This is a genomic window from Paenarthrobacter sp. NPDC090520 (genome assembly GCF_044769205.1).
In the GTDB taxonomy this organism is placed as follows: Bacteria; Actinomycetota; Actinomycetes; order Actinomycetales; family Micrococcaceae; genus Arthrobacter.
The window spans coordinates 163,790-183,590 of record NZ_JBIVXM010000004.1 but is presented as its reverse complement, the minus strand read 5'-3'; the positions used below and the strand labels follow the sequence as shown (position 1 = coordinate 183,590).

14 protein-coding genes and 1 pseudogene are annotated in these 19,801 nt (G+C 64.5%); 8 read left to right on the top strand and 7 right to left on the bottom strand.

Going from position 1 to position 19,801, the window contains the following annotated elements; all coding sequences use genetic code 11:
- Nucleotides 1–38: 38 nt before the first annotated feature.
- Nucleotides 39–404, bottom strand: coding sequence for a hypothetical protein (locus ACIQTZ_RS07265; protein ID WP_402978903.1), 366 nt, complete (start codon nt 402–404; stop codon nt 39–41).
- Nucleotides 405–647: 243 nt separating this feature from the next.
- Between ACIQTZ_RS07265 and ACIQTZ_RS07260 the strand changes: the two genes are divergently transcribed.
- The 4 genes and pseudogenes from ACIQTZ_RS07260 (at nt 648) to ACIQTZ_RS07245 (ending at nt 6,047) form a co-directional block, all read left to right on the top strand.
- Nucleotides 648–1,559, top strand: coding sequence for a glutaminase (locus tag ACIQTZ_RS07260; RefSeq protein WP_400330572.1), 912 nt, complete (start codon nt 648–650; stop codon nt 1,557–1,559).
- A 109-nt stretch (nt 1,560–1,668) separates the two neighbouring features.
- The gene (gene cobA / locus ACIQTZ_RS07255) at nt 1,669–2,931 is read left to right on the top strand and encodes a uroporphyrinogen-III C-methyltransferase (RefSeq protein WP_402978897.1); all 1,263 of its coding nucleotides are present in this window, start codon (nt 1,669–1,671) and stop codon (nt 2,929–2,931) included.
- A gap of 105 nt (nt 2,932–3,036) precedes the next feature.
- Nucleotides 3,037–4,503, top strand: coding sequence for an FAD-dependent oxidoreductase (locus tag ACIQTZ_RS07250; RefSeq protein WP_402978894.1), 1,467 nt, complete (start codon nt 3,037–3,039; stop codon nt 4,501–4,503).
- An 86-nt stretch (nt 4,504–4,589) separates the two neighbouring features.
- A pseudogene (locus ACIQTZ_RS07245) lies at nt 4,590–6,047 on the top strand (rhodanese-like domain-containing protein).
- Nucleotides 6,048–6,112: 65 nt separating this feature from the next.
- Here ACIQTZ_RS07245 and ACIQTZ_RS07240 read toward each other — a convergent pair.
- From ACIQTZ_RS07240 to ACIQTZ_RS07230, 3 genes are all read right to left on the bottom strand, one after another.
- Nucleotides 6,113–6,799, bottom strand: a complete 687-nt coding sequence (locus tag ACIQTZ_RS07240) for a FadR/GntR family transcriptional regulator (RefSeq protein WP_402978891.1) — start codon at nt 6,797–6,799, stop codon at nt 6,113–6,115.
- On the bottom strand, nt 6,796–8,079 hold the full coding sequence (locus ACIQTZ_RS07235) for an MFS transporter (protein ID WP_400328811.1): 1,284 nt from the start codon (nt 8,077–8,079) through the stop codon (nt 6,796–6,798). The genes ACIQTZ_RS07240 and ACIQTZ_RS07235 overlap by 4 nt, the downstream gene beginning before the upstream one ends.
- Before the next feature lie 112 nt (nt 8,080–8,191).
- Nucleotides 8,192–9,634 (bottom strand): PucR family transcriptional regulator, encoded by a 1,443-nt coding sequence (locus tag ACIQTZ_RS07230; protein WP_402978888.1) that lies wholly within the window; start codon nt 9,632–9,634, stop codon nt 8,192–8,194.
- Nucleotides 9,635–9,781: 147 nt separating this feature from the next.
- Here ACIQTZ_RS07230 and ACIQTZ_RS07225 point away from each other — a divergent pair, with 147 nt between their 5' ends.
- Both ACIQTZ_RS07225 and gabT read left to right on the top strand, forming a co-directional pair.
- Nucleotides 9,782–11,212, top strand: coding sequence for an aminobutyraldehyde dehydrogenase (locus tag ACIQTZ_RS07225; RefSeq protein WP_402978885.1), 1,431 nt, complete (start codon nt 9,782–9,784; stop codon nt 11,210–11,212).
- A 93-nt stretch (nt 11,213–11,305) separates the two neighbouring features.
- Complete coding sequence (gene gabT / locus ACIQTZ_RS07220; protein WP_402978882.1) at nt 11,306–12,661, top strand: 4-aminobutyrate--2-oxoglutarate transaminase; 1,356 nt, start codon at nt 11,306–11,308, stop codon at nt 12,659–12,661.
- A gap of 175 nt (nt 12,662–12,836) precedes the next feature.
- Here gabT and ACIQTZ_RS07215 read toward each other — a convergent pair whose 3' ends face one another.
- The 3 genes from ACIQTZ_RS07215 to ACIQTZ_RS07205 all read right to left on the bottom strand — a co-directional run bounded on the left by ACIQTZ_RS07215 (nt 12,837) and on the right by ACIQTZ_RS07205 (nt 17,545).
- Nucleotides 12,837–15,245 carry a polysaccharide lyase 8 family protein gene (locus ACIQTZ_RS07215; RefSeq protein WP_402978879.1) on the bottom strand — a complete coding sequence of 803 codons (2,409 nt, stop codon included), beginning with the start codon at nt 15,243–15,245 and terminating at the stop codon, nt 12,837–12,839.
- Between the two features lie 180 nt (nt 15,246–15,425).
- Entirely contained in the window at nt 15,426–16,520 is a 1,095-nt protein-coding gene (locus ACIQTZ_RS07210; RefSeq protein ID WP_402944870.1) for a LacI family DNA-binding transcriptional regulator, read from the bottom strand.
- The gene (locus ACIQTZ_RS07205) at nt 16,520–17,545 is read right to left on the bottom strand and encodes a hydroxyacid dehydrogenase (protein WP_402978876.1); all 1,026 of its coding nucleotides are present in this window, start codon (nt 17,543–17,545) and stop codon (nt 16,520–16,522) included. The genes ACIQTZ_RS07210 and ACIQTZ_RS07205 overlap by 1 nt, the downstream gene beginning before the upstream one ends.
- A gap of 256 nt (nt 17,546–17,801) precedes the next feature.
- Here ACIQTZ_RS07205 and ACIQTZ_RS07200 point away from each other — a divergent pair, with 256 nt between their 5' ends.
- A complete protein-coding gene (locus ACIQTZ_RS07200) occupies nt 17,802–18,842 on the top strand; it encodes an ABC transporter permease (RefSeq protein WP_402978873.1) in 1,041 nt (346 codons plus the stop codon).
- Complete coding sequence (locus tag ACIQTZ_RS07195; protein ID WP_402978870.1) at nt 18,826–19,773, top strand: carbohydrate ABC transporter permease; 948 nt, start codon at nt 18,826–18,828, stop codon at nt 19,771–19,773. Before ACIQTZ_RS07200 ends, ACIQTZ_RS07195 begins: the two co-directional genes overlap by 17 nt.
- The last annotated feature ends 28 nt before the right edge of the window (nt 19,774–19,801 follow it).

Sequence of the window (19,801 nt, the reverse complement as noted above, 5' to 3'; positions counted from 1 at the left end):
AGGGCGAGGACAGACACGATAGAACAGGGTTGCGCTGTTCAGTCCTGTTCGCCAGGTGAGAGAACCTCAATGCTGCGCTCGTTGCCGCCATGTATTGTCACGACGATGCCACGTGACCAGTTGGCCATTCCAGCCTCGACTTCGGTTTTCAGCGCGCTGAGGCGCTTATCGTCGGCCGCATATTCATCGGTGGTTGTGAAATCGATCCGGCACCATGGCGTCATCCCTCCGTCGCCCCGCGCGCTGTTTAGGGATGGCGCGGACCCGATGGACTTTTCGATGACGTGGGAGATCTCATTCGCCAGATCGTTGCAGTCGCCGAATGCGGAGTAGTCGCCCAGACAGCCAGCCAGGAGTGGGGCCACCATCAGAAGGAGCGCACCTGACGCGACCTCGCGATTCATGCTCCGACCATAACAGTCAAGGTCCCTGGCGAAAAAAGATCCAGGCCGCGCCGGCGCAACCACCACTGTGCCCAACAGTCGGGCGTGGACTACGACCCCAATCACCCGTGCGCTTCCATTGAACAAGCCCTGCGACGCCCCGAACGGTACTGTTATTGGCTGTGCGTCGCTGCGTGAACACCTTCGGCGCATGTGTACGCCCCTTCAACGAGGAGGGGGTTGACGAAGCCAGCAAAGGTAAAGATGGACATCCAAAACCTTCTCGAAGACATTGCAGGAGCGGTTCAACCGCATGTCGGCCAAGGACAAGTGGCCGGTTACATTCCACAGCTCGGCGCGGTGGATCCCCATCAATTCGGCATTTCCCTGGTGACGCGTGAAGGCGAGGTCTACTCTGCAGGCGACGCGCACGTGGAGTTTTCCATCCAAAGTATTTCCAAGGTCTTTGCCCTGGCGCTGGTGCTCTCCAGAGACGGCGATGGAATCTGGAAGCGTGTCTTCCGGGAGCCGTCGGGCAACCCCTTCAACTCGCTGGTCCAGTTGGAAAGCGAGGAAGGCATACCCCGCAACCCGTTCATCAACGCGGGCGCAATCGTGGTGACGGACAGACTGCTGAGCCTGACCGGAGACGCGGCAGGAGCCGTACGGGAGCTAATGCGGCGCGAATCCGGGAACGGGCTGGTTGAAACCGACCAACGCGTGGCTGCGTCCGAACTGGAAAGCGGTCACCGGAACGCCTCGCTGGCCCACTTTCTGGCCAGCTGCGGCAACCTCGAGAATCCTGTGGACGAGGTCCTGGAGTCCTACGCCCAGCAGTGCGCCCTGGCCATGACCTGCGAGGACTTGGCTCTTGCTTCCCGGTTCCTGGCCTCCAACGGCCTCGGAGCTGACGGGTCTCTGGTGTTGTCGCCGGCCCAAACGAAGAGGATCAACGCCGTCATGCTCACGTGCGGAACCTACGACGCAGCGGGCGAATTTGCGTACCGAGTAGGGCTGCCGGGCAAGAGCGGAGTGGGAGGCGGAATAGTCGCGGTGGTTCCCAACAAGTGCGCCATCAGCGTCTGGAGCCCAGGCCTGGGGCGTTCGGGAAACTCGGTGGCCGGTGTGGCAGCACTGGACGAATTCACAACCCGCACGGGCTGGTCCGTCTTCTGAGCACCTGCGGCATCCTTGGGTTGCGTCATTTGTGACGCTGCATTACCCAGCGTTACCGGGTGTGTCCGGGCCTTTGAAGCATGTTACGCGCCAGCCCTACAGTTTTTTCATGGCAATACAGGACATTTACCCCACAGCACTGCGCCTCCTTGGCCGCCCGGTGCTGGTGGTGGGCGGCGGACCAGTCGCGGCGCGCCGCGCCAAGGGACTGCTCGACGCCGGAGCGAAAGTTACGGTCGTCGCTCCCATTGCCTCCGAAAAACTCCGCGGCCTGGTGGATTCCGGCCTGCTGGCCTGGGAGCAGCGCGAGTACCGCACGGAAGACCTCGACGGCGTCTGGTTCGTCCAGACTGCCACCGGCACTCCCGCCGTGGACACCCAGGTAGCGAACGACGCCGAAGCGCAGCGCATCTGGTGCGTCAACGCCTCCGACCATGAATCCTCGGCCGCATGGACCCCCGCCGTGGCCGTGGTGGACGACGTCAAGATCGCCATTAACGCCGGGGGAGACCCGCGCCGTGCGATGGCCCTGCGTGATGCCGTTGCGACAGCCTTGGAGACCGGCGATCTCCCGCTGCGTCGGCACCGCAAGCCGGGAGCGAACGGTTCGGTAGCCCTCATTGGCGGTGGCCCGGGCGACTCGGGACTCATCACCGTCCGCGGTCGCCGCCTGCTGGGCCAGGCCGACGTCGTGGTTGCTGACCGTCTTGGCCCGCGCGGGCTGCTGGCAGAACTGGCGCCGGACGTCCGCGTGATCGAGGTGGGCAAGGCCCCAGGCCACCACCCGGTCCCGCAGCTTGAGATCAACCGCATCCTCGTGGAGGAAGCCCTCAAGGGCAACCGCGTGGTCCGCCTCAAGGGCGGCGACCCCTACGTCCTGGGCCGCGGTGGCGAGGAAGCAGAATTCTGCCGGCAGAACGGCGTCGAGGTTGAAGTGGTGTCCGGCGTGACATCCGCAATCTCGGTTCCGGCCGCGGCCGGCATCCCCGTGACCCACCGTGGACTGGCCAAGGGCTTCAGCGTGGTGACCGGCCATGAAGAGTTGTCCGAAGTCCCCGCACGCCCCGACCACACTGTGGTGTTGCTCATGGGAGTGGCCCAATTGCGTGAGTCTGCGGCCGCCCTGGCAGGCTCGGGTCTGCCTTTGGAGACTCCAGTAGGTATCGTAGAAAACGGGTATTTGCCGGAACAGCGCGTCACGATCGGCACGTTGGAGACTATCGCGGACCAGGCGGAAGCCGTCGGCGTGGCCAATCCAGCGGTGATTGTCATTGGCGATGTTGTCCGTGTCAGCCCGTTTGCGCCCCAGCACTTCAAGACCGCTGACTACAGCACCATTACCCCCAACCGTCCCCGCGTCCGCACCAACTAAGCCCCGCCCAACCCAACTAAGTCGCAATAGTGCGCGTTATGAGCCCTCAAAACGCGCACAACTGCGACTCAGTTGGGAGGACTGAGAAGAAGAAGGAACACAGCCGTGTCAACTAGCACCCCCGTAGGTTCTGCGGACCGTCCGCTTCGCGTCGCCGTCATCGGCTCCGGCCCTGCCGGCGTGTACGCAGCTGACATCCTGACCAAGAGCGAAGCCGTCAAGAGCGGCGAACTCACCGTCAGCATCGACCTCTTTGACCGCTACCCGGCACCGTACGGCCTGATCCGCTACGGCGTGGCTCCGGACCACCCCCGCATCAAGGGCATCGTCAACGCCCTTCACAAGGTGCTGGACCGCGGCGACATCCGTTTCTTCGGCAACGTGGACTACGGCACGGACCTCTCCATCGAGGACCTCCGCAAGCACTACGACGCCATCATCTTCGCAACAGGCGCCATCAAGGACGCGGACCTGAACATCCCGGGCATTGAGCTTGAGGGTTCCTTCGGAGGCGCCGACTTCGTCTCCTGGTTCGACGGACACCCGGACGTTTCCCGCGAATGGCCGCTGGAAGCCACCGAAATCGCTGTCCTCGGCAACGGCAACGTGGCCCTGGACGTGGCCCGCGTCCTTTCCAAGCACGCCGATGACCTGCTGGTCACCGAAATCCCGGACAACGTCTACGCCGGGCTGAAGGCTTCGCCGGTCACCGACGTGCACGTCTTCGGCCGCCGCGGCCCGGCCCAGGTGAAGTTCACTCCGCTGGAACTCCGCGAACTCTCGCACTCCAAGGACGTCGACATCATCCTCTACGCCGAGGACTTCGAGTTCGACGAAGCCTCGGACGAGGCCATCCAGAGCAACAACCAGGTTAAGACCATGGTTGGCACGCTCACCAACTGGATCGCCGAGCAGCCCGAGGACCTCTCCGAGCTCAAGGCTTCCCGCCGCCTGCACCTGCACTTCCTGCACAGCCCGGTGGAGATCGTCGACTCCCCGGAGACCCCGGGCAAGGTTGCCGGCATCAAGTTCGAGCGCACCGAGCTGGACGGCACGGGCAACGCCCGCGGCACCGGCGAATTCATCGACTACCCGGTCCAGGCCGTGTACCGCGCCATCGGCTACTTCGGTTCGGCCCTGCCGGACGTTGAGTTCGACCACAAGAAGGGCGTCGTAACGAACGACGGCGGCCGCGTCCTGGATGCCGACGGCCAGCACGTTCCGGGCCTCTACGCAACGGGCTGGATCAAGCGTGGTCCGGTTGGCCTCATCGGCCACACCAAGGGCGACGCGCTTGAGACCGTCACCTACCTGCTCGAGGACCGCGAAAACCTGCCGTTCGCCGAGGTTCCCTCCGCCGACGCCGTGGTGGAACTCCTGGATTCCCGCGGCGTGCAGTTCACCAGCTGGGAAGGCTGGCTCGCCCTCGACGCCCACGAACTCGCCCTCGGCGCAGCGGCTACCGAGGCCGGCACGTCGCACGGTGTTGAGGTCAAGCGTGAGCGCATCAAGGTTGTTCCGCGCGAGGAAATGGTCAGCATCTCCCGCGACGGCGTAGCCGCGCAGGTCTAGTTTTCTTATCCGGCAAGCGGGGTCACTCATTTCGAGTGGCCCCGCTGCTGCTTTAACGGGGTTAACCCTCAGCGGTACCCTGAAGCATGGACGTCGTGGTCATCGAAACGCCCCAGCTGGGGGACCGGAGTTACCTCGTGCACGACGGCTCGGTTGCACTGGTGATCGACCCCCAGCGGGACATCGACCGCATCGAAGCAGCCGCCCTTTAAGCGGGCGTGCGGATCACCCATGTCGCTGAGACGCACCTGCACAACGACTACGTCACCGGTGGGCTGGTCCTCGCCCAGCAGCACGGCGCTGAGTATCTGGTCAACGTCGCGGACCGTGTCTCGTTTGAGCGAACACCGGTCAAGGACGGCGATGTCTTTTCCGTAGGACGCCTGTCCGTGCGGGTGGTCGCCACCCCAGGCCACACGCACGCCCACCTTGCGTACGTGGTGCGGGATGAAACGCACGACGGCGGTGCGGAGGCCGTGTTTTCCGGCGGCAGCTTGCTGTACGGCTCGGTTGGACGGACGGACCTCGTGACCCCGAATGACACGGCCGCGTTGGCGCACGCCCAGTACGATTCGGTGCGCCGGCTCGTTTCCTCGGCATCTCCCGACGCGGCGCTCTACCCAACTCACGGCTTTGGATCCTTCTGTTCCATCGGTCCGGCGAGCCACCAGAATGCTTCCACCCTGGGGGAGCAGGCAACGTCCAACCATGCCCTGACCGACCCCAGCGAGGACCACTTCGTGGCAGAACTCCTGGCGAACATCACCGCCTACCCTGCCTACTACGCGCACATGAGCCCCCTCAACGCTGAGGGCCCTGCCGCCGCGGCCCTGGATGTTCCGGAATCCGTTGAACCTTCAGAGTTGGCCCGCCGCCTGCACAACGGCGAGTGGGTGGTGGACCTCCGGCACCGGGTGGCTTTCGCGGAGGACCATCTGGAAGGCAGCGTGGCTTTCGAGTACGGCAACGGTTCAAACTTCACCAGCTACCTGGGCTGGGTGATCCCCTGGGAACAGTCGCTAACCCTTCTGGGGTCCCACGAAGAAGTGCACAAGGCGATCCGGGACCTGGCGAGGATCGGCATCGAAAGTCCGGATGCCGCCGTCGGGCCTGCCACCGATGGGCGCTCTACGGGTAGCCAAGGGTCCCGCGGGGAAGAACCCGGCAGGCCGGGTGGCGATCGCTCCGAGGGCCCGGGGACAAGCTGGGTGGGCGCCTTGGCGCCGGGTGTGCGGCGAAGGAGCTACCCGCACGGCGACTGGAGGCTACTGCTGCGGGAGAGGGTGTCCCAGGATGTTGTCCTGGATGTGCGGAGGCCCGAGGAATTCAAGGTTTCCCATGTGCAGGATGCCGTGAACATCCCCGTTTATGAGCTCCTCACGAGGATCGCTGAGTTGCCCGAAACCAGGATCTGGGTGCACTGCGCCACCGGGTACCGGGCCAGTGTTGCCGCGAGCCTGCTGGACCGGGCGGGCCGGGACGTGGTGCTGATCGACGCCCGGTTCCGGGACGCTGCCGGAGCGGGGATCGAGTTGGCTCGCTAGGACGTCGAAAGCCCGCGATTCCGTTGCCGGGCTGCAAGGGAATCGCGGGCTCACACCCTAAAAGTTCAGGACTGAACCGGGCTCTTGTCCGCGCAAAAGTCGAGGTTCCGGTACACGCTGGAGACGGCCGCCTCGGGATCGTGGGCTTCGAGGGCATCCACGAGTTCGTCGTGGCCTTCGCGCGGGATGCCGTTGAAGCCGTCCTTTCGCTGCTGCCGGAGCAAGTCATTGTGGAAGACGCCGCCGAAGGACACATACAGCTGGTGGAGCAGGGGGTTGCCGGACGCCTGGGCAACGCGCTCGTGGAATTCCCAATCGGCACCGGCCCACGTGGGGTAGTCCTCGGCGAGCCAAGCATCGTGGCGGAGCGCGAGCAGGCGGCGCATTTCGGCGATATCCTCGGCCGTGGCGTGCTTGACGGCAAGGCGGGCCGCCTGGGTGTCCAGCCCCAGCCGAACCTCCACGATGTGTTCCTGCGTGTGTTCCTGGTACATGCGCTGGGCAGCGCCGGAGATCTCGCTGTTGGCCCGCACATAGGTGCCGTCCCCGCGGCGCACTTCCAGCATGCCGGAGTGCGCCAGGGCCTTGATGGCTTCACGCAAGGTGCCCCGCGAAACGCCCAAGGTGGCCATGAGCTCAGGCTCCGCCGGGATGCGTTCCTGCAACGGCCATTCACCGGACTTGATCATGTCCCGCAGCTTGGCGGTGATCTCCTCGGCCAGGACCGGGCGATGCGAAGGGGTAAGGGTCATGCCGTCCTCGGTTGGGTCTTGGATGCTGTGCGCTTGCTGGTGAGCAGGTGGCAGGTGACCATGAGCGCCACGGCCACGATGGACAGCAGGCTCAGCGGCAACACCCAGCCACCGGTGGCGCTGTGGAGCAGCCCCATGCCGAAGGGGCCGATTGCCGCAATCAAGTATCCCAGTGATTGGGCGATGGTGGAGAGCGCAGTGGTCTCGGCGGTGGAGCCGCCGCTGCGGCTGATGATCACCAGGACCAGCGGGAAGATGCCCAGCCCGAAGCCGAACAGGACGGCCGGGATGACGGCGAGCGACGTGGGCAACCACAGCATGGTGCCGATGGCTACCAGGGTGGAGCTGCTGGCCAGGTACAAAGCAGGGCGCAGCATGCCGGGCCGGGAACCGAACGCCAGCAGGACCATGCCGGCAGCAACGGAGACCAGCTGCATCACGCCGAACTGCAGTCCACTCTCGGAGGCACTCAGGCCCTGTGACGTGAGGATGTAGGCGAACCAGCTCATCACGGCGTAGGCAAGGAAGGCCTGGAACGTAAAGATCGCGGTGATGAGGATGCCCAACCGGGTGCGCAGCAGCGGCCACATGGACACCCGTGGACGTTCGGTCTTGGCGGCATTGCGGTGGCTGTGCAGGACCACGGGCAGGAAGCCGAGAAGTGCGGCCACACCCAGCAGTCCCCAGGCTGCCAAGCCCATGGACGGCGAACCAAGCTGCTGCGCCAGCGGAACGCTCACGGCGGCGGCGAAGGTGGCGCCGCCGGACATGGTGAACGTATAGAGGCCGGTCATCATGGAGGTGCGCTCGGAATAGTGCTCACGGATCAGCGAGGGCATGGCCACGTTGCAGACAGCCAGCCCGGACATCGCCAGCACCGTGCCGCCCAGAAGTGCGCCAGTGGCCGGAACCCCTCGCACCAGCAGGCCTGCCGCCAAGAGCGCCAAAGCGATGAAGATGGCTTTCTCTACGCCTACCCGGCGGGTCAGCCATGAGGTCCCCAGCCCGGCCACGGCGAAGCACAGCAGCGGGATGGAGGGCAGGATCGAGGCCACCAAAGCGCCATAGCCCAGGAACTGCTGCAGTTCGTGGAAAAGGGCGGCGGCGCTGGTGATGCCGGCACGAAGGTTGAGGCCGATGAGCACCACGGCAATAATGCCGACGACGGCGACGACGCGCGGCTTGGGCGCGCGGGCACTGGCTACCGAAGCAGCAGCAGTGCCGGCGGGAGAGATCGTAGGGATGTTTCCTGTCGTCGTAGTGAGTGAAGTCGTCGCCATATTTAAAGGTTAGACGTTTGACGTCTAATGTCCAGACTTCTGTGGCGAATCTCTCCAGCGTGAAACGCAGGGGGCGGTGCGGCACCCAACGGGAGTGCCGCCGTCGTACGTTCTACCGGGGGTTCCGCGACCCCAGGCGCTGGACCGCCAAGGCCAGCCACAACTGCACCCGGTCCTGGGTCTGGGAGGGGTCGTAGCCGGTGAGTTCGGTGATCTGGGCCAGCCGGTAGCGGACCGTGTTCCGGTGCAGTGTCAGCGCCTCGGCCACGGCTGCAACGGAACCGTTGTGGTTCAGGTAGCTTTCGAGCGTGGCCACGAGTTCGGCACCATGGGCGGCATCGAACTTGCGCAGGGGAGTGAGGGACTCGCTCGCCATGTCCGCCAGCGGGACGTCTTCGCTCGCCAACAGCAACGACGTCAAACTGAGCCGCTCCGGCTCGTTGACCGGCAGGCCGTGCGCCACGGCGTCGCGCGCCTCGAAGTAGCTCCATCGCAGGCCGTTCGGCTTGGTGTAGGCGCCGCCGATGCCGATCACGGCGTGGATTCCTGCCTCCTGCAGGTGGTCGCTGAGGCTCTTTGCCAGCGCGGTGGCCGAACTGCCGTCGTCCGCCACCACTGCGACCAGGTCCTTCCCGACGACGGCGCTCACGCCGCCTTCCAGCGCCTGCGGCAGCGAGATGCTGACCAGTTGCTTGTGGTGGGCCGTGGATTCGGCAACCAGCACGACGTTTTTCCGGGTGCTGTTGATGCCCACGCCAGCCAAACGACGGGCGGCCTCAATGGTTTCCAGGGTCCCGTGGATGACGTCGTCCAGCACCTGTCCGGCCATGGCGCGCTGGGCCTGACGCTGCTTGACCATGTTGTTGAGTTCAACGCTGATGAGGTTTTGGGCATAGCTGACAATGCCGGAGTCGATGAAGGGCTGGCGCAACCACAGCGTGCAGGCGTCGCGGCGGCCCGTGGGAATCGGATAGGAGGCCCAGCCCTCCGCGGTGGGAGCCGGCTTCCCGGGCACGCTGTTGTACAACTGGGCGCTGAACTGGGTGAGCACAAGGTCCGTGCGCAGCATGCTGCCGAGTTGCTTCAGTAGTTCTGCGAGTCCGCCGCCGGTGAGGAGGGCGCGGGCCAGAATTTGGTGGCCGGCCAGGAGCCGTTCCAGATTGGAATAGTGGTCCGCGGAATGCGATTCCGCCACGAGCTTGCCGATGGCGATGAACGGAATGGCGTACGGCACCTCAACCAGGGGCAGTCCCCAACGGTTGGCCTCGGCGATGAGGGGTTCCGGAACTGCCTCGTGGGTGAGTCCGATGCCAAATCCGATGCCCACGGCACCCGCACGCTGGACCTGCCGGACAAAGCGTCGTTGGTCCGCGGCACTCTTGAGGCGCAGGCCGGTGGTGAGGACCAATTCGCCGCCGCTGAGGAAGCGTTGCGGATCCTCGAGTTCGGTCACTGCCACCCAGCTGATGTCCTGGTTCCACGTGGTCTCCGCAGCGCCCGTTTTCCGGAGTTTCAGGGAGGGGACAGCAAGGAGGGAAGCGAGGGACATGGCCATGGATACAAGGGTAACCCGGCACTGGGCAAGCGCACTAAGAGCCGGGTCAGGGAGTGTGCAGCTGACTATTCCGTGGGGCACCTCACTGGCATAGGCTCTGATCAGCTAACCAGCCCATGCCAACACACCGAAAGAGGGTTGCACACCGTGGTTCAAACCTTGCAGAACTTCATCAACGGCGAATTCGTCACGCCGTCAGGTACGGGTCTCCTGGATGTCGTGAATCCCACGAATGGGGAGGTCGTCGCCAAGTCGCCCATTTCGGTGCAGGCAGATGTTGACGCTGCCATGGCCGCCGCCAGTGAGGCTTTCAAGACCTGGAAGCATGTCACGCCTGGCCAGCGCCAGCTCATGCTCCTCAAGCTCGCCGATGCCGTGGAGGCCAACAGCGACGAACTGGTGGAGGCACAGCACCGCAACACGGGGCAGGTCCGTTCCCTCATCGCCTCCGAGGAAATTGCCGCCGGCGCTGACCAGCTCCGCTTCTTCGCCGGTGCCGCACGCCTGCTGGAAGGCAAGTCTGCCGGTGAGTACTTCGAGGGCCACACGTCCTATGTGCGCCGCGAACCGATCGGCGTCGTGGCCCAGGTTGCGCCGTGGAACTACCCGTTCCTCATGGCCATCTGGAAGATCGGCCCCGCCCTGGCCGCGGGCAACACCGTCGTCCTGAAGCCCTCGGACACCACCCCGGAATCCACCTTGGTCCTGGCACGCCTGGCCGGCGGGATCTTCCCGGCCGGCGTCCTCAACGTTGTCCTGGGTACCGGCGAAACCGGCTCGCTGATGGTGGAGCACAAGGTCCCCGGCCTGGTGTCCATCACGGGTTCGGTCCGTGCAGGCATCGCGGTTGCCAGTGGTGCAGCCAAGGGCCTCAAGCGCGCACACCTGGAACTCGGCGGCAAGGCTCCCGCGATCGTCTTCAAGGACGCGGACATCAAGAAGAGCGCTGCGGCCATCGCCGAGTTCGCGTTCTTCAATGCAGGCCAGGACTGCACAGCGATCACCCGCGTGCTCATCGAGGATTCTGTCCACGATGATGTGGTGGCGGCGATGGTGGAGCACACCAAGACCCTGCAGACCGGCTCGCAGAACGACGAAGACAACTACTTCGGCCCGCTCAACAACGTGAACCACTTCAACGCCGTGACCTCCGTGGTGGAGAACCTGCCGGAGAACTGCAAGATCGTTACCGGTGGCCACCGTGCGGGCGAGAAGGGCTTCTTCTTCGAGCCCACCATCATCACCGGTGCCAAGCAGAGCGACGACATCGTGCAGAAGGAAACCTTCGGGCCGGTCATCACGGTCCAGAAGTTCACTACCGAAGCCGAAGCGCTCGAGCTGGCCAACGACGTCGAATACGCCCTGGCTTCCAGCGTCTGGACCACGGACCACGGCACAGCCATGCGCATGAGCCGCGACCTCGACTTCGGAGCTGTCTGGATCAACACCCACATCCTCCTCACGGCCGAGATGCCCCACGGCGGCTTCAAGCAGTCCGGCTACGGCAAGGACCTTTCCATGTACGGCGTCGAGGACTACACGCGCATCAAGCACGTGATGAGTGCGCTGGACGCATAACCCCGTCTCATAGTCCCCTCCGGCTCACCACTTCGCTTCGCACTGGCCCGGACCCCGGCCGGTGCGGCCCCCATCAGTAAAGAAGGAAACTCCATGACCACCACCGCGAACGAACTCTCGTACCGCATCGAGCAGAAGCGCAACATCAACGGCGCCTTCCCCGGCCCCAAGTCGCAGGCACTGGCTGAGCGCCGCTCCGCCGTCGTTGCTGCCGGCGTCGCTTCCGGCGTCCCGGTTTACGTTGAAGACGCCGACGGCGGCATCATCCGCGACGTCGACGGCAACTCCTTCATCGACCTCGGCTCCGGCATTGCCGTGACCAGCGTCGGTGCCTCCGATCCCGCCGTCGTCGCCGCCGTCCAGGAAGCTGCCGCGCACTTCACGCACACCTGCTTCATGGTGACCCCCTACGAGGGCTACGTCGCCGTTGCCGAGCAGCTGAACCGCCTCACCCCGGGCGACCACGCCAAGCGCACCGTGCTCTTCAACTCCGGCGCCGAAGCCGTGGAGAACGCCGTCAAGGTTGCCCGCCTGGCCACCGGCCGCGACGCCGTGGTTGCTTTCGACCACGCCTACCACGGCCGCACCAACCTGACCATGGCACTGACCGCCAAGGCCATGCCGTACAAGACCAACTTCGGCCCGTTCGCGCCCGAGGTCTACCGCATGCCCATGAGCTACCCGTTCCGTGAAGAGAACCCGGAAATCACCGGCGCCGAGGCTGCCAAGCGTGCCATCACCATGATCGAGAAGCAGATCGGTGGCGACCAGGTTGCCGCGATCATCATCGAACCCATCCAGGGTGAAGGTGGCTTCATTGTTCCGGCCGAAGGCTTCCTCCCGGCGCTGTCCGCCTGGGCCAAGGAAAAGGGCATCGTCTTCATTGCTGACGAGGTCCAGTCCGGCTTCTGCCGCACGGGCGAATGGTTCGCCGTTGACCACGAGGGCGTTGTCCCGGACATCATCACCATGGCCAAGGGCATCGCCGGCGGCCTCCCGCTGTCCGCGATCACCGGCCGCGCCGACCTCCTCGACGCTGTCCACCCGGGCGGCCTCGGTGGTACCTATGGTGGCAACCCGGTTGCCTGTGCGGCAGCACTCGCCGCGATTGACACCATGGAACAGCACGACCTCAACGGCCGCGCACGCCACATCGAGGAACTCGCCCTGGGCAAGCTCCGCGAACTGGCTGCCGAAGTTTCCGTAGTTGGCGATGTCCGTGGACGTGGCGCGATGCTCGCGATCGAACTCGTGCAGGCCGGTTCCAAGGAACCGAACGCCGAGCTCACCAAGGCTGTTGCCGCCGCTTGCCTCCAGGAAGGCGTCGTCATCCTGACCTGTGGCACGTATGGCAACGTGATCCGCCTGCTCCCGCCGCTGGTCATCAGCGACGAACTGCTGCTGGACGGCCTTGACGTCCTGGCGAAGGCCATCAAGGCGCACGCGTAAGGACTTACTGCGAGAGGCGGGCCGGGGATTCCCCGGCCCGCCTCTTTTGCGTTGGAAGTTACCGCTGATTTCGCGGGAAACCGTCGATTTCGCACGGAACCTTCCGGCGGTTTCGCAGGTTTCCGGGCGGGTTCGACGGCGGTGCTCGCCGGGCAGGTTCGACGGCGGAGCTCGCCTAGGCGCCCAGCGTCAGGTTCTTCTGGTGGCCATGACCGTCGAGCTGGACCTCGATGGTGTTGCTGCCCACCAGGGTGACGCCCTCATCGGCATTAAGCAGGGTGTTCCACGTGCCGGGAAGAGTGATCCGGACGCTGGCCTGCGTCCGGGACGGATCGGCAATCGAGACGGTGAGCTTGCCGCCTGTTTGATGTGTGGCGAGCGTACATGGACCGGATGCCGCATGACCGGCCGCATCAACTGCCGCAAAGAAATTGGCCAACACCAGGCCTTCCTTGCCTACCTGGATCATCTGGGCCTCCGCCGAGTTGGCCAGCACCTTCACGTCCGGGTTTGCCGACTGGGAAAACGTGGCGTCATGAGTCGCGGCAGGCAGCATCATGTACGCGTAGCCGGACCCCACGGGATCCTTGCCGTGCCGGTGCGTCAGCGTCACGTAATCCCGCGTGACGTTGTCCTTGCTGCCGCCCGTATCTGCTCCGGAGTTGACGTCATACCAACTGCCCGTACGGCGGACCACAGCCACTTCGGGACTGCCCGTGACTCCGGGTGCGTCAAGGAAGACATAACCACCGTGACCCTCAAGGTGGAGCGAGCGCTTCAGGACCACGGCCGCATCCCCGGGTGCCATGGCGCGGTTCCGGGAGTCGGTCCGCAAGGCCGGCACCTTGCCCTGGGCATAGGAGCGGTTTTCGATGGTGGTCTGCACCGAAGCCCCACCTGTGCCGGTGATGGCCGAACCCAGGCACACCACGGCGTCGTCGAGGAAGAACCACGACTTCCGGCCGGAGAGGGTTTTGTTGTGATTGAGGTGGTCCATGCCGATGACACCCCAGCGGCCGTCGATTGTGAGCCCACCCGCGAAGGCCTGGTACGCGCGGGGAATGCCCGTTCCTGCTCCGCCGGCACCGCTGGCACGTACCTGATCGTTGACCGTGGTGCCGGGCAGTCCATAGGGGTCCACGGTGGGCCAGAAATCGGCACTGAACTGGGCCGGGTCCTGCCTCGTGTAGACGAACGTCATGCCATCACCCTGGTACCAGCCCAGGTTGTTCTCGCTGTTGCCCCATTCATACCGGCCAATGCGCTTGGAGGAAAGGTTGACGGTGCAACCCCACGCTGGGCGATGGTGGACCAGCCTGTCTTGGTCCGCGAACATGCGGCTATAGACCGGAGCCGGGGCCGCCGTCACGGAGGCATCGGACAACACCGACAGGGCCAGCAAGGACTTCGCCAGGCTTTGCGTTGGGTGGCCTACCAACTTCTGGTCCGCGCACCGTTCCAACCACCCCTTCGCCAGTGCCAGGAAGCGCGAACGGTAGGGCTCTTCGCAGCCCGGGGCCAGCAAGAGGACAGCGGAGATCAAGCCAAAGCCGCTCACGTAGTCCGGCTCGCGCTGGCGGGAAACGGCACGCCCGCGCACAGTGTCCATGATCCGGCCGTCCCACACGAACGGAGCATACGTGGCTTCAATGGCGTCCAGGAGAACTGATTGCTTGGGGTCGTTGATGGCCCAAGTGCTCCCACCCAGCATCGCGATGATTTCGGCAATGCCGGCCAAGGCCACCACTCCATAGGTCCCCGCGTAGGGCAGGTAACTGTGCTGCACGAACGACCCGTCCGTGTAGAAACCGTCGCCGCTGGTCACGTAGGTGAACACGCTGTTGGTTCCTCCGCGCACGGTGTCGCTCAAGGCGTCCCTGCCCAAGGCGATCTCATCCGTGTTGTTGTCCAGGATGCCCCGCATGCTGCACGCCAAGGACTTGTCCACGCGGTTGGCTCCGGTCTCCGCCAAGGATGTAGCACGCCCGCGCCAATTCGGGTTCGGCGCGAACCAACGGACTGCGGCGAGCAGGGAAGTCCTGAGGGACTCAGGGATCTCCGCATACAGCAGGGTCAGGATGTCCACCGACTTCCGCGGAACCCCGATCTCCCAGAACCACCAGTTTCCGGCGGCTCGGATGCCGGGGTTGTAGGCGGTGTCGTTGAGCAGCTTGAGCCCGGCGACGATGTCCGCCGCGAGCTCCGCGTTGCCCGCGTAGGGGTTACCCGGCACGGCGTACCCCAGGGCCATGTCGTAGAGCCTGTTGAAGTGCAGCCCCAGGTTCCCCGTTGCCGTGGCGGATTGTCCGATTCCGGTCAACGGGATGTCGTTCCAGAGTGAGGTCCGGACCGGGGCTTTATCCAAGGAAGTCCACCAGTTTCCGGCAGTTTGCCCCATTCCCTCCAGCTGGGTGGCGAGTTCGGGAACACCTTCTGCGCTCCGTGCGCCGGTGAGGACCAGCTTGCGGCGGTCGATGAGTTCCTTGAGCCCTGCCGGTGCTGCCAGGGCGGGGCCGGCCTGGGCCACCATGGCTCCGGCGAGGGCAGCTGCGCCTGCAACGTGGAAAAGGGTCCTGCGGCTCATGTGGTGTCCTGTTGAGTTCAAAACTGCTCCGTTTCGAGAGGATGGCCGCAACTGACTGGCAGTAGTGGTTGTTCCCAGCACTGAGAACAACCACTAGTGCCAGTTACATGGGTGCGGCGGAAATTTTCAGCAACCCTACGATCAGGCGAGGCCCACCTCAACAGAAGTGAACAGAAGTGCTCAGGATCTGCTGGGTGGTGACACCGAATCGCGGATCACGATGTGCGTTCCGACGGTGAGGGTGTTGTCTGCGGTGGCACCGGCGTCGTGGGGAGTGGCTGCCAGTGCCAGCCGGACGGCTTCGCGCCCGAGTTCTTCCAGGGGGACCCGCACCGTGGTGAGGCGTGGCCGGAGTTCACTGGCCACCGGAACGTCGTCGTAGCCCACCACGGAAATGTCCTGGGGTACCCGGAGGCCCCGCTCTTCCAAGGCTTCCAGGATTCCGGCGGCAACAAGGTCGTTGGCGCCGAACACGGCCGTGAAGTGGAGGTCCTGGTCCAGCAGTTCCCTCATCCGGCTGTAGCCGAAGCCCCGGCCAAAGGCGCCCTCGTGTACCAGATCAGGATCCCGCTCGATGCCCCGGGCATCCAAGGCGCGGTAGAAACCTGCCAGCCGTGAGGCCGTGGTGGAGAAATCGCGGGGGCCGCCTACGTACAGGATCCTGCGGTGCCCCTGCGAGATGAGGTAGTCGGTAATAGCGAAGGCGCCTCCTTCGTTGTCATAGGTGACCATCTTGGTGGGGACACCAGGGCCCAGGGAAGGGCGGCCGCACAACACCAACGAGGAACCGGCGGCTGCCAGTGCCCGCGCGCGGTCGGCCATCTGCTTGCGGTACCGGGGATCGTCCGAGGCTCCACCCACCACGATCACGGCATCCGTCCGCTGCTCGCGCATGAGGTCCACCAGGGCAAGTTCGCGTTCCTTGTCCCCATGGGTTGCCGTGATCAGGCATAGCCGGCCTTCAGCGCTCGCCTGCCGTTCAACACCGCGGGCGATGTAGGCAAAGAAGGGGTCCGCAACATCATTGATGATGATGCCCACCGTGCGCGTGGTGGCTCCTGCGAGGGCCCTTGCGTGGGCATTGGCCACGTAGCCCAGTTCTGTCACGGAACGGAAGATGCGCTCACGGGTGGCCTTGGCCACGGGATAGTTGCCGCTGAGGGCCCGTGACACGGTGGCCACTGACACCCCGGCGGCCTGCGCGACGTCGGCAATGGTTGCGCCGGTGCCGCTGCGTCCGGGGAGCTGGTCTGTGGGGGAACTCTTTTCAGTCACTAGGCGATTCTCGCAAGATCCGCGGCCAATACCGGATAAGCCAGGGGTAAGCCCTCGCTCAACCTGCGAACTTCGGTCACCGCATGGCTGCCCAGGCGGTGCACCTCATTCCCCAAGGCGCCTGCGATATGGGGTGTGATGACCACGTTGGGCAGCCCATGGAGCGGAGAGCCCGACGGGAGGGGCTCGGGATCTGTGACGTCGAGGTAGGCATCCAGCCGGCCGGATACCAACTCTTCGGTCAAGGCGGCGGAGTCGATCAAGGCTCCCCGGGCCGTGTTGACCACCAGGGTCCCGTCCTTCATGAGTTCCAGTTGTCGCCGGCCGATCAGGCCACGCGTCTCGGCGATGTCCGGGGCGTGGACACTGACCACATCCGACAGTGAACAGAGTTGGTCCAGCCCCACAGACTCCACTCCCAGGCGGGAAGCCTCGACGGCGTCCAGGTAGGGATCGTAGACCAGGACCCTTGCGTCGAGGTTCTTGAGCAGGCCGATCACCAACCTGCCCACGCGGGAGGCTCCGATGAGCCCGATGGTGACGCCGTTGGTTCCGATGGACGGGAATCCCAAGGTGCTTCGTGAGGCGCCTGTGGTGCGGAGTTGCTCGCTGAAACGCCGGGCACGCTTCAAGCCCATGACGATCGCAGCAAACGTGAACTCCGCGACCGGGACGGCATTGGCTGAGGCCGACGACGACACGTCGATGCCGCGTTGGTACACCTCGGGTGTCAGGAAGGTCTTGACCGTTCCGGCGGCGTGGACAATGCAGCGAAGGCGGGGGAGTTGGTCCAGCACGCGGCCGTCGATGACGGGCGCACCCCAGCCGGTGATCAGGAGCTCCGTATCTGCGAGCTCCCCCAGGGCGCCAGGTGCCGAGAAGTCGCTGACAGGCTGGTCCCTGACAAGCCTCACGATGCCGCGCAACCTGGCTTGGTCCTCCGTGCTGAACAAGGTGGGCAGGACGTTGCGGCCCATCACAAAGGCGGCCTTGATGGTGCCGGCCTGCTGGAGCTTGGTGGTCACGTGGATCCCATCGCATCTCGTAGAAAGTTATAGAAAGCGTTTGCTATTTGATCGCCACAGTAGGTGCGTGATCTGCCGCCTGTCAATCGCTCTACATGCCGTAAAGTGCGGCTTTGGGCATGTTATTGACATCACATAAGTTCTCTGGATAGTTTGTCACGCATAGTAAGCGCTTACTATTCCAACGCGGGGCGCCAGAGTACCCCAGCCACTCCACACCGCCCCGCACGCCAAGGGGCGCAGACAGAGGACAAGCATGAGCACCAACAGCCAGACACTGCCGCCCCAGGCGAGGTCCGACGTCGGCGGGCAGGCCCCGGTGGCGGAAGGCCGCCGTCGTTCACGGCCTCCGGGCGCAACGCTGCCCGGGCACCGCAAGCAAAGCCTCCTGGCCAGGATCCGGCGCGACAAGGTGATGTTGCTGCTGATCGCCCCGGGGTTCCTTTACTTCGTGGTGTTCCACTACATCCCGCTGGCCGGCAACATCATCGCGTTCCTGGACTACAAGCCCTACCTCGGCTTCATGGACAGCGTGTGGGTTGGCCTGGAAAACTTCGCGGCGATGTTCCAGGACGGCGCCTTCTGGGAAGCCCTCCGCAACACGCTGGTAATCACGGGACTCCAGTTGGCGCTGTTCTTCCCGGTGCCCATTTGCCTGGCGCTGCTCTTGAACAGCATCGTCTCGGACAGGATCCGGAAGTTCGTCCAAAGCGTGGTCTACCTGCCGCACTTCATCGGCTGGGTGATCATCGTTGCGGTGTTCTCCGAAGTCCTGGGTGCCACGGGCGCCGTTCCGCACCTGCTGGACAACCTCGGGCTGCCGCGCTTCGACGCGATGACCACTCCCGAATTCTTCCCCTTCCTGGTGACCATCCAGTCCATCTGGAAGGACGCTGGCTGGGGAACCATCATCTTCCTGGCGGCGCTCATGAACGTGGACCAGGAACTGTATGAAGCGGCCGCCGTGGATGGCGCGAGCGCGCGTCACCGCTTGTGGCACATCACGCTCCCCGGAATCATGCCGGTGATCATCCTGCTGCTCATCCTCAACCTCGGCAGCATCCTCTCGGTGGGCTTCGAACAGATCGTGCTGCAGCGGGACAACGTGGGCCCGGGCGCCGGTGAAGTGCTGGACACCTATGTCTACTTCCACGGCATCCAGGACGGACAGTGGGGCCCGGCCGCGGCGGTGGGACTCGTGAAGGGCGTTGTTGGTCTGGTCCTGGTCCTTGGCGCCAACAAGCTCGCGCATTTCTTTGGACAGGAAGGTGTCTATTCCAATGGCAAGTCAAAGTAGCACCCTGGTGGCCCGTCCGGGGCGCGCCGGCGCCAAGGCCAGGGTAAACCGCCGCAGCCAGCGGCCGGCCTGGATGGAGAAGCCCAACACTGCTGTCCAGTTGTCCAAGGCCATCGCCCTGGTGGCCATTTGCTTCCTGGCCCTCTATCCGCTGCTCGCCGTGCTGGCCACGAGCCTGTCCAGCCAGTCGGAGATCGCCGCCAACAACGGACTGGTGCTCTTCCCGAACGAGCCCACGTTCGCCGCGTACCAAACCATCTTTGCCGGGGGCGTGGTCACGGACGCCTTGGTCCGTTCGCTCCTGATCACGACCGTTGGAACGGCCCTTTCCCTGCTGGTCACTGTTGCCATGGCGTACGGCCTGACCCGTCGGGACCTCGTAGGCGGGCGCTTCTTCCTCATGACGGCACTGTTCACCATGCTCTTCAGCCCCGGCATCATTCCCAGCTTCCTCATGGTCAAGGAACTCGGCTTGCTGGACAGCTACGCCGCACTGGTCCTCCCCACGCTGATGAGCGCGTTCAACCTGGTGGTGGTCCGCTCCTTCTTCATGAACCTCCCGCAGGAACTCTTCGAGGCCGCAAGGATCGACGGTGCCGGGGACTTCCGCATCCTGGTCCAGATGGTGCTGCCCCTCTCCCGGGGTGTGCTGGCCGTCGTCGGGCTTTTCTACGCGGTGGGGTACTGGAATGCCTTCTTCAACGCGATGCTCTACCTCAACGACGACAAATGGCCGCTGTCCATGATCCTTCGCCAGTACGTCCTCCTCGGCCAGCCCATGGGGGACTCGGCAGTCGCCGAAGTGGCGGTGCCGTCCCAAGCGATCCAGATGGCCGTCGTCGTGATTTCCCTGGTCCCGATCGTGATCGTTTTCCCGTTCCTCCAGCGCTACTTCACCAAGGGCGTCCTCACCGGCGCCATCAAAGGCTAATCAACCATTCCACTTGAAAGGGAAGCCC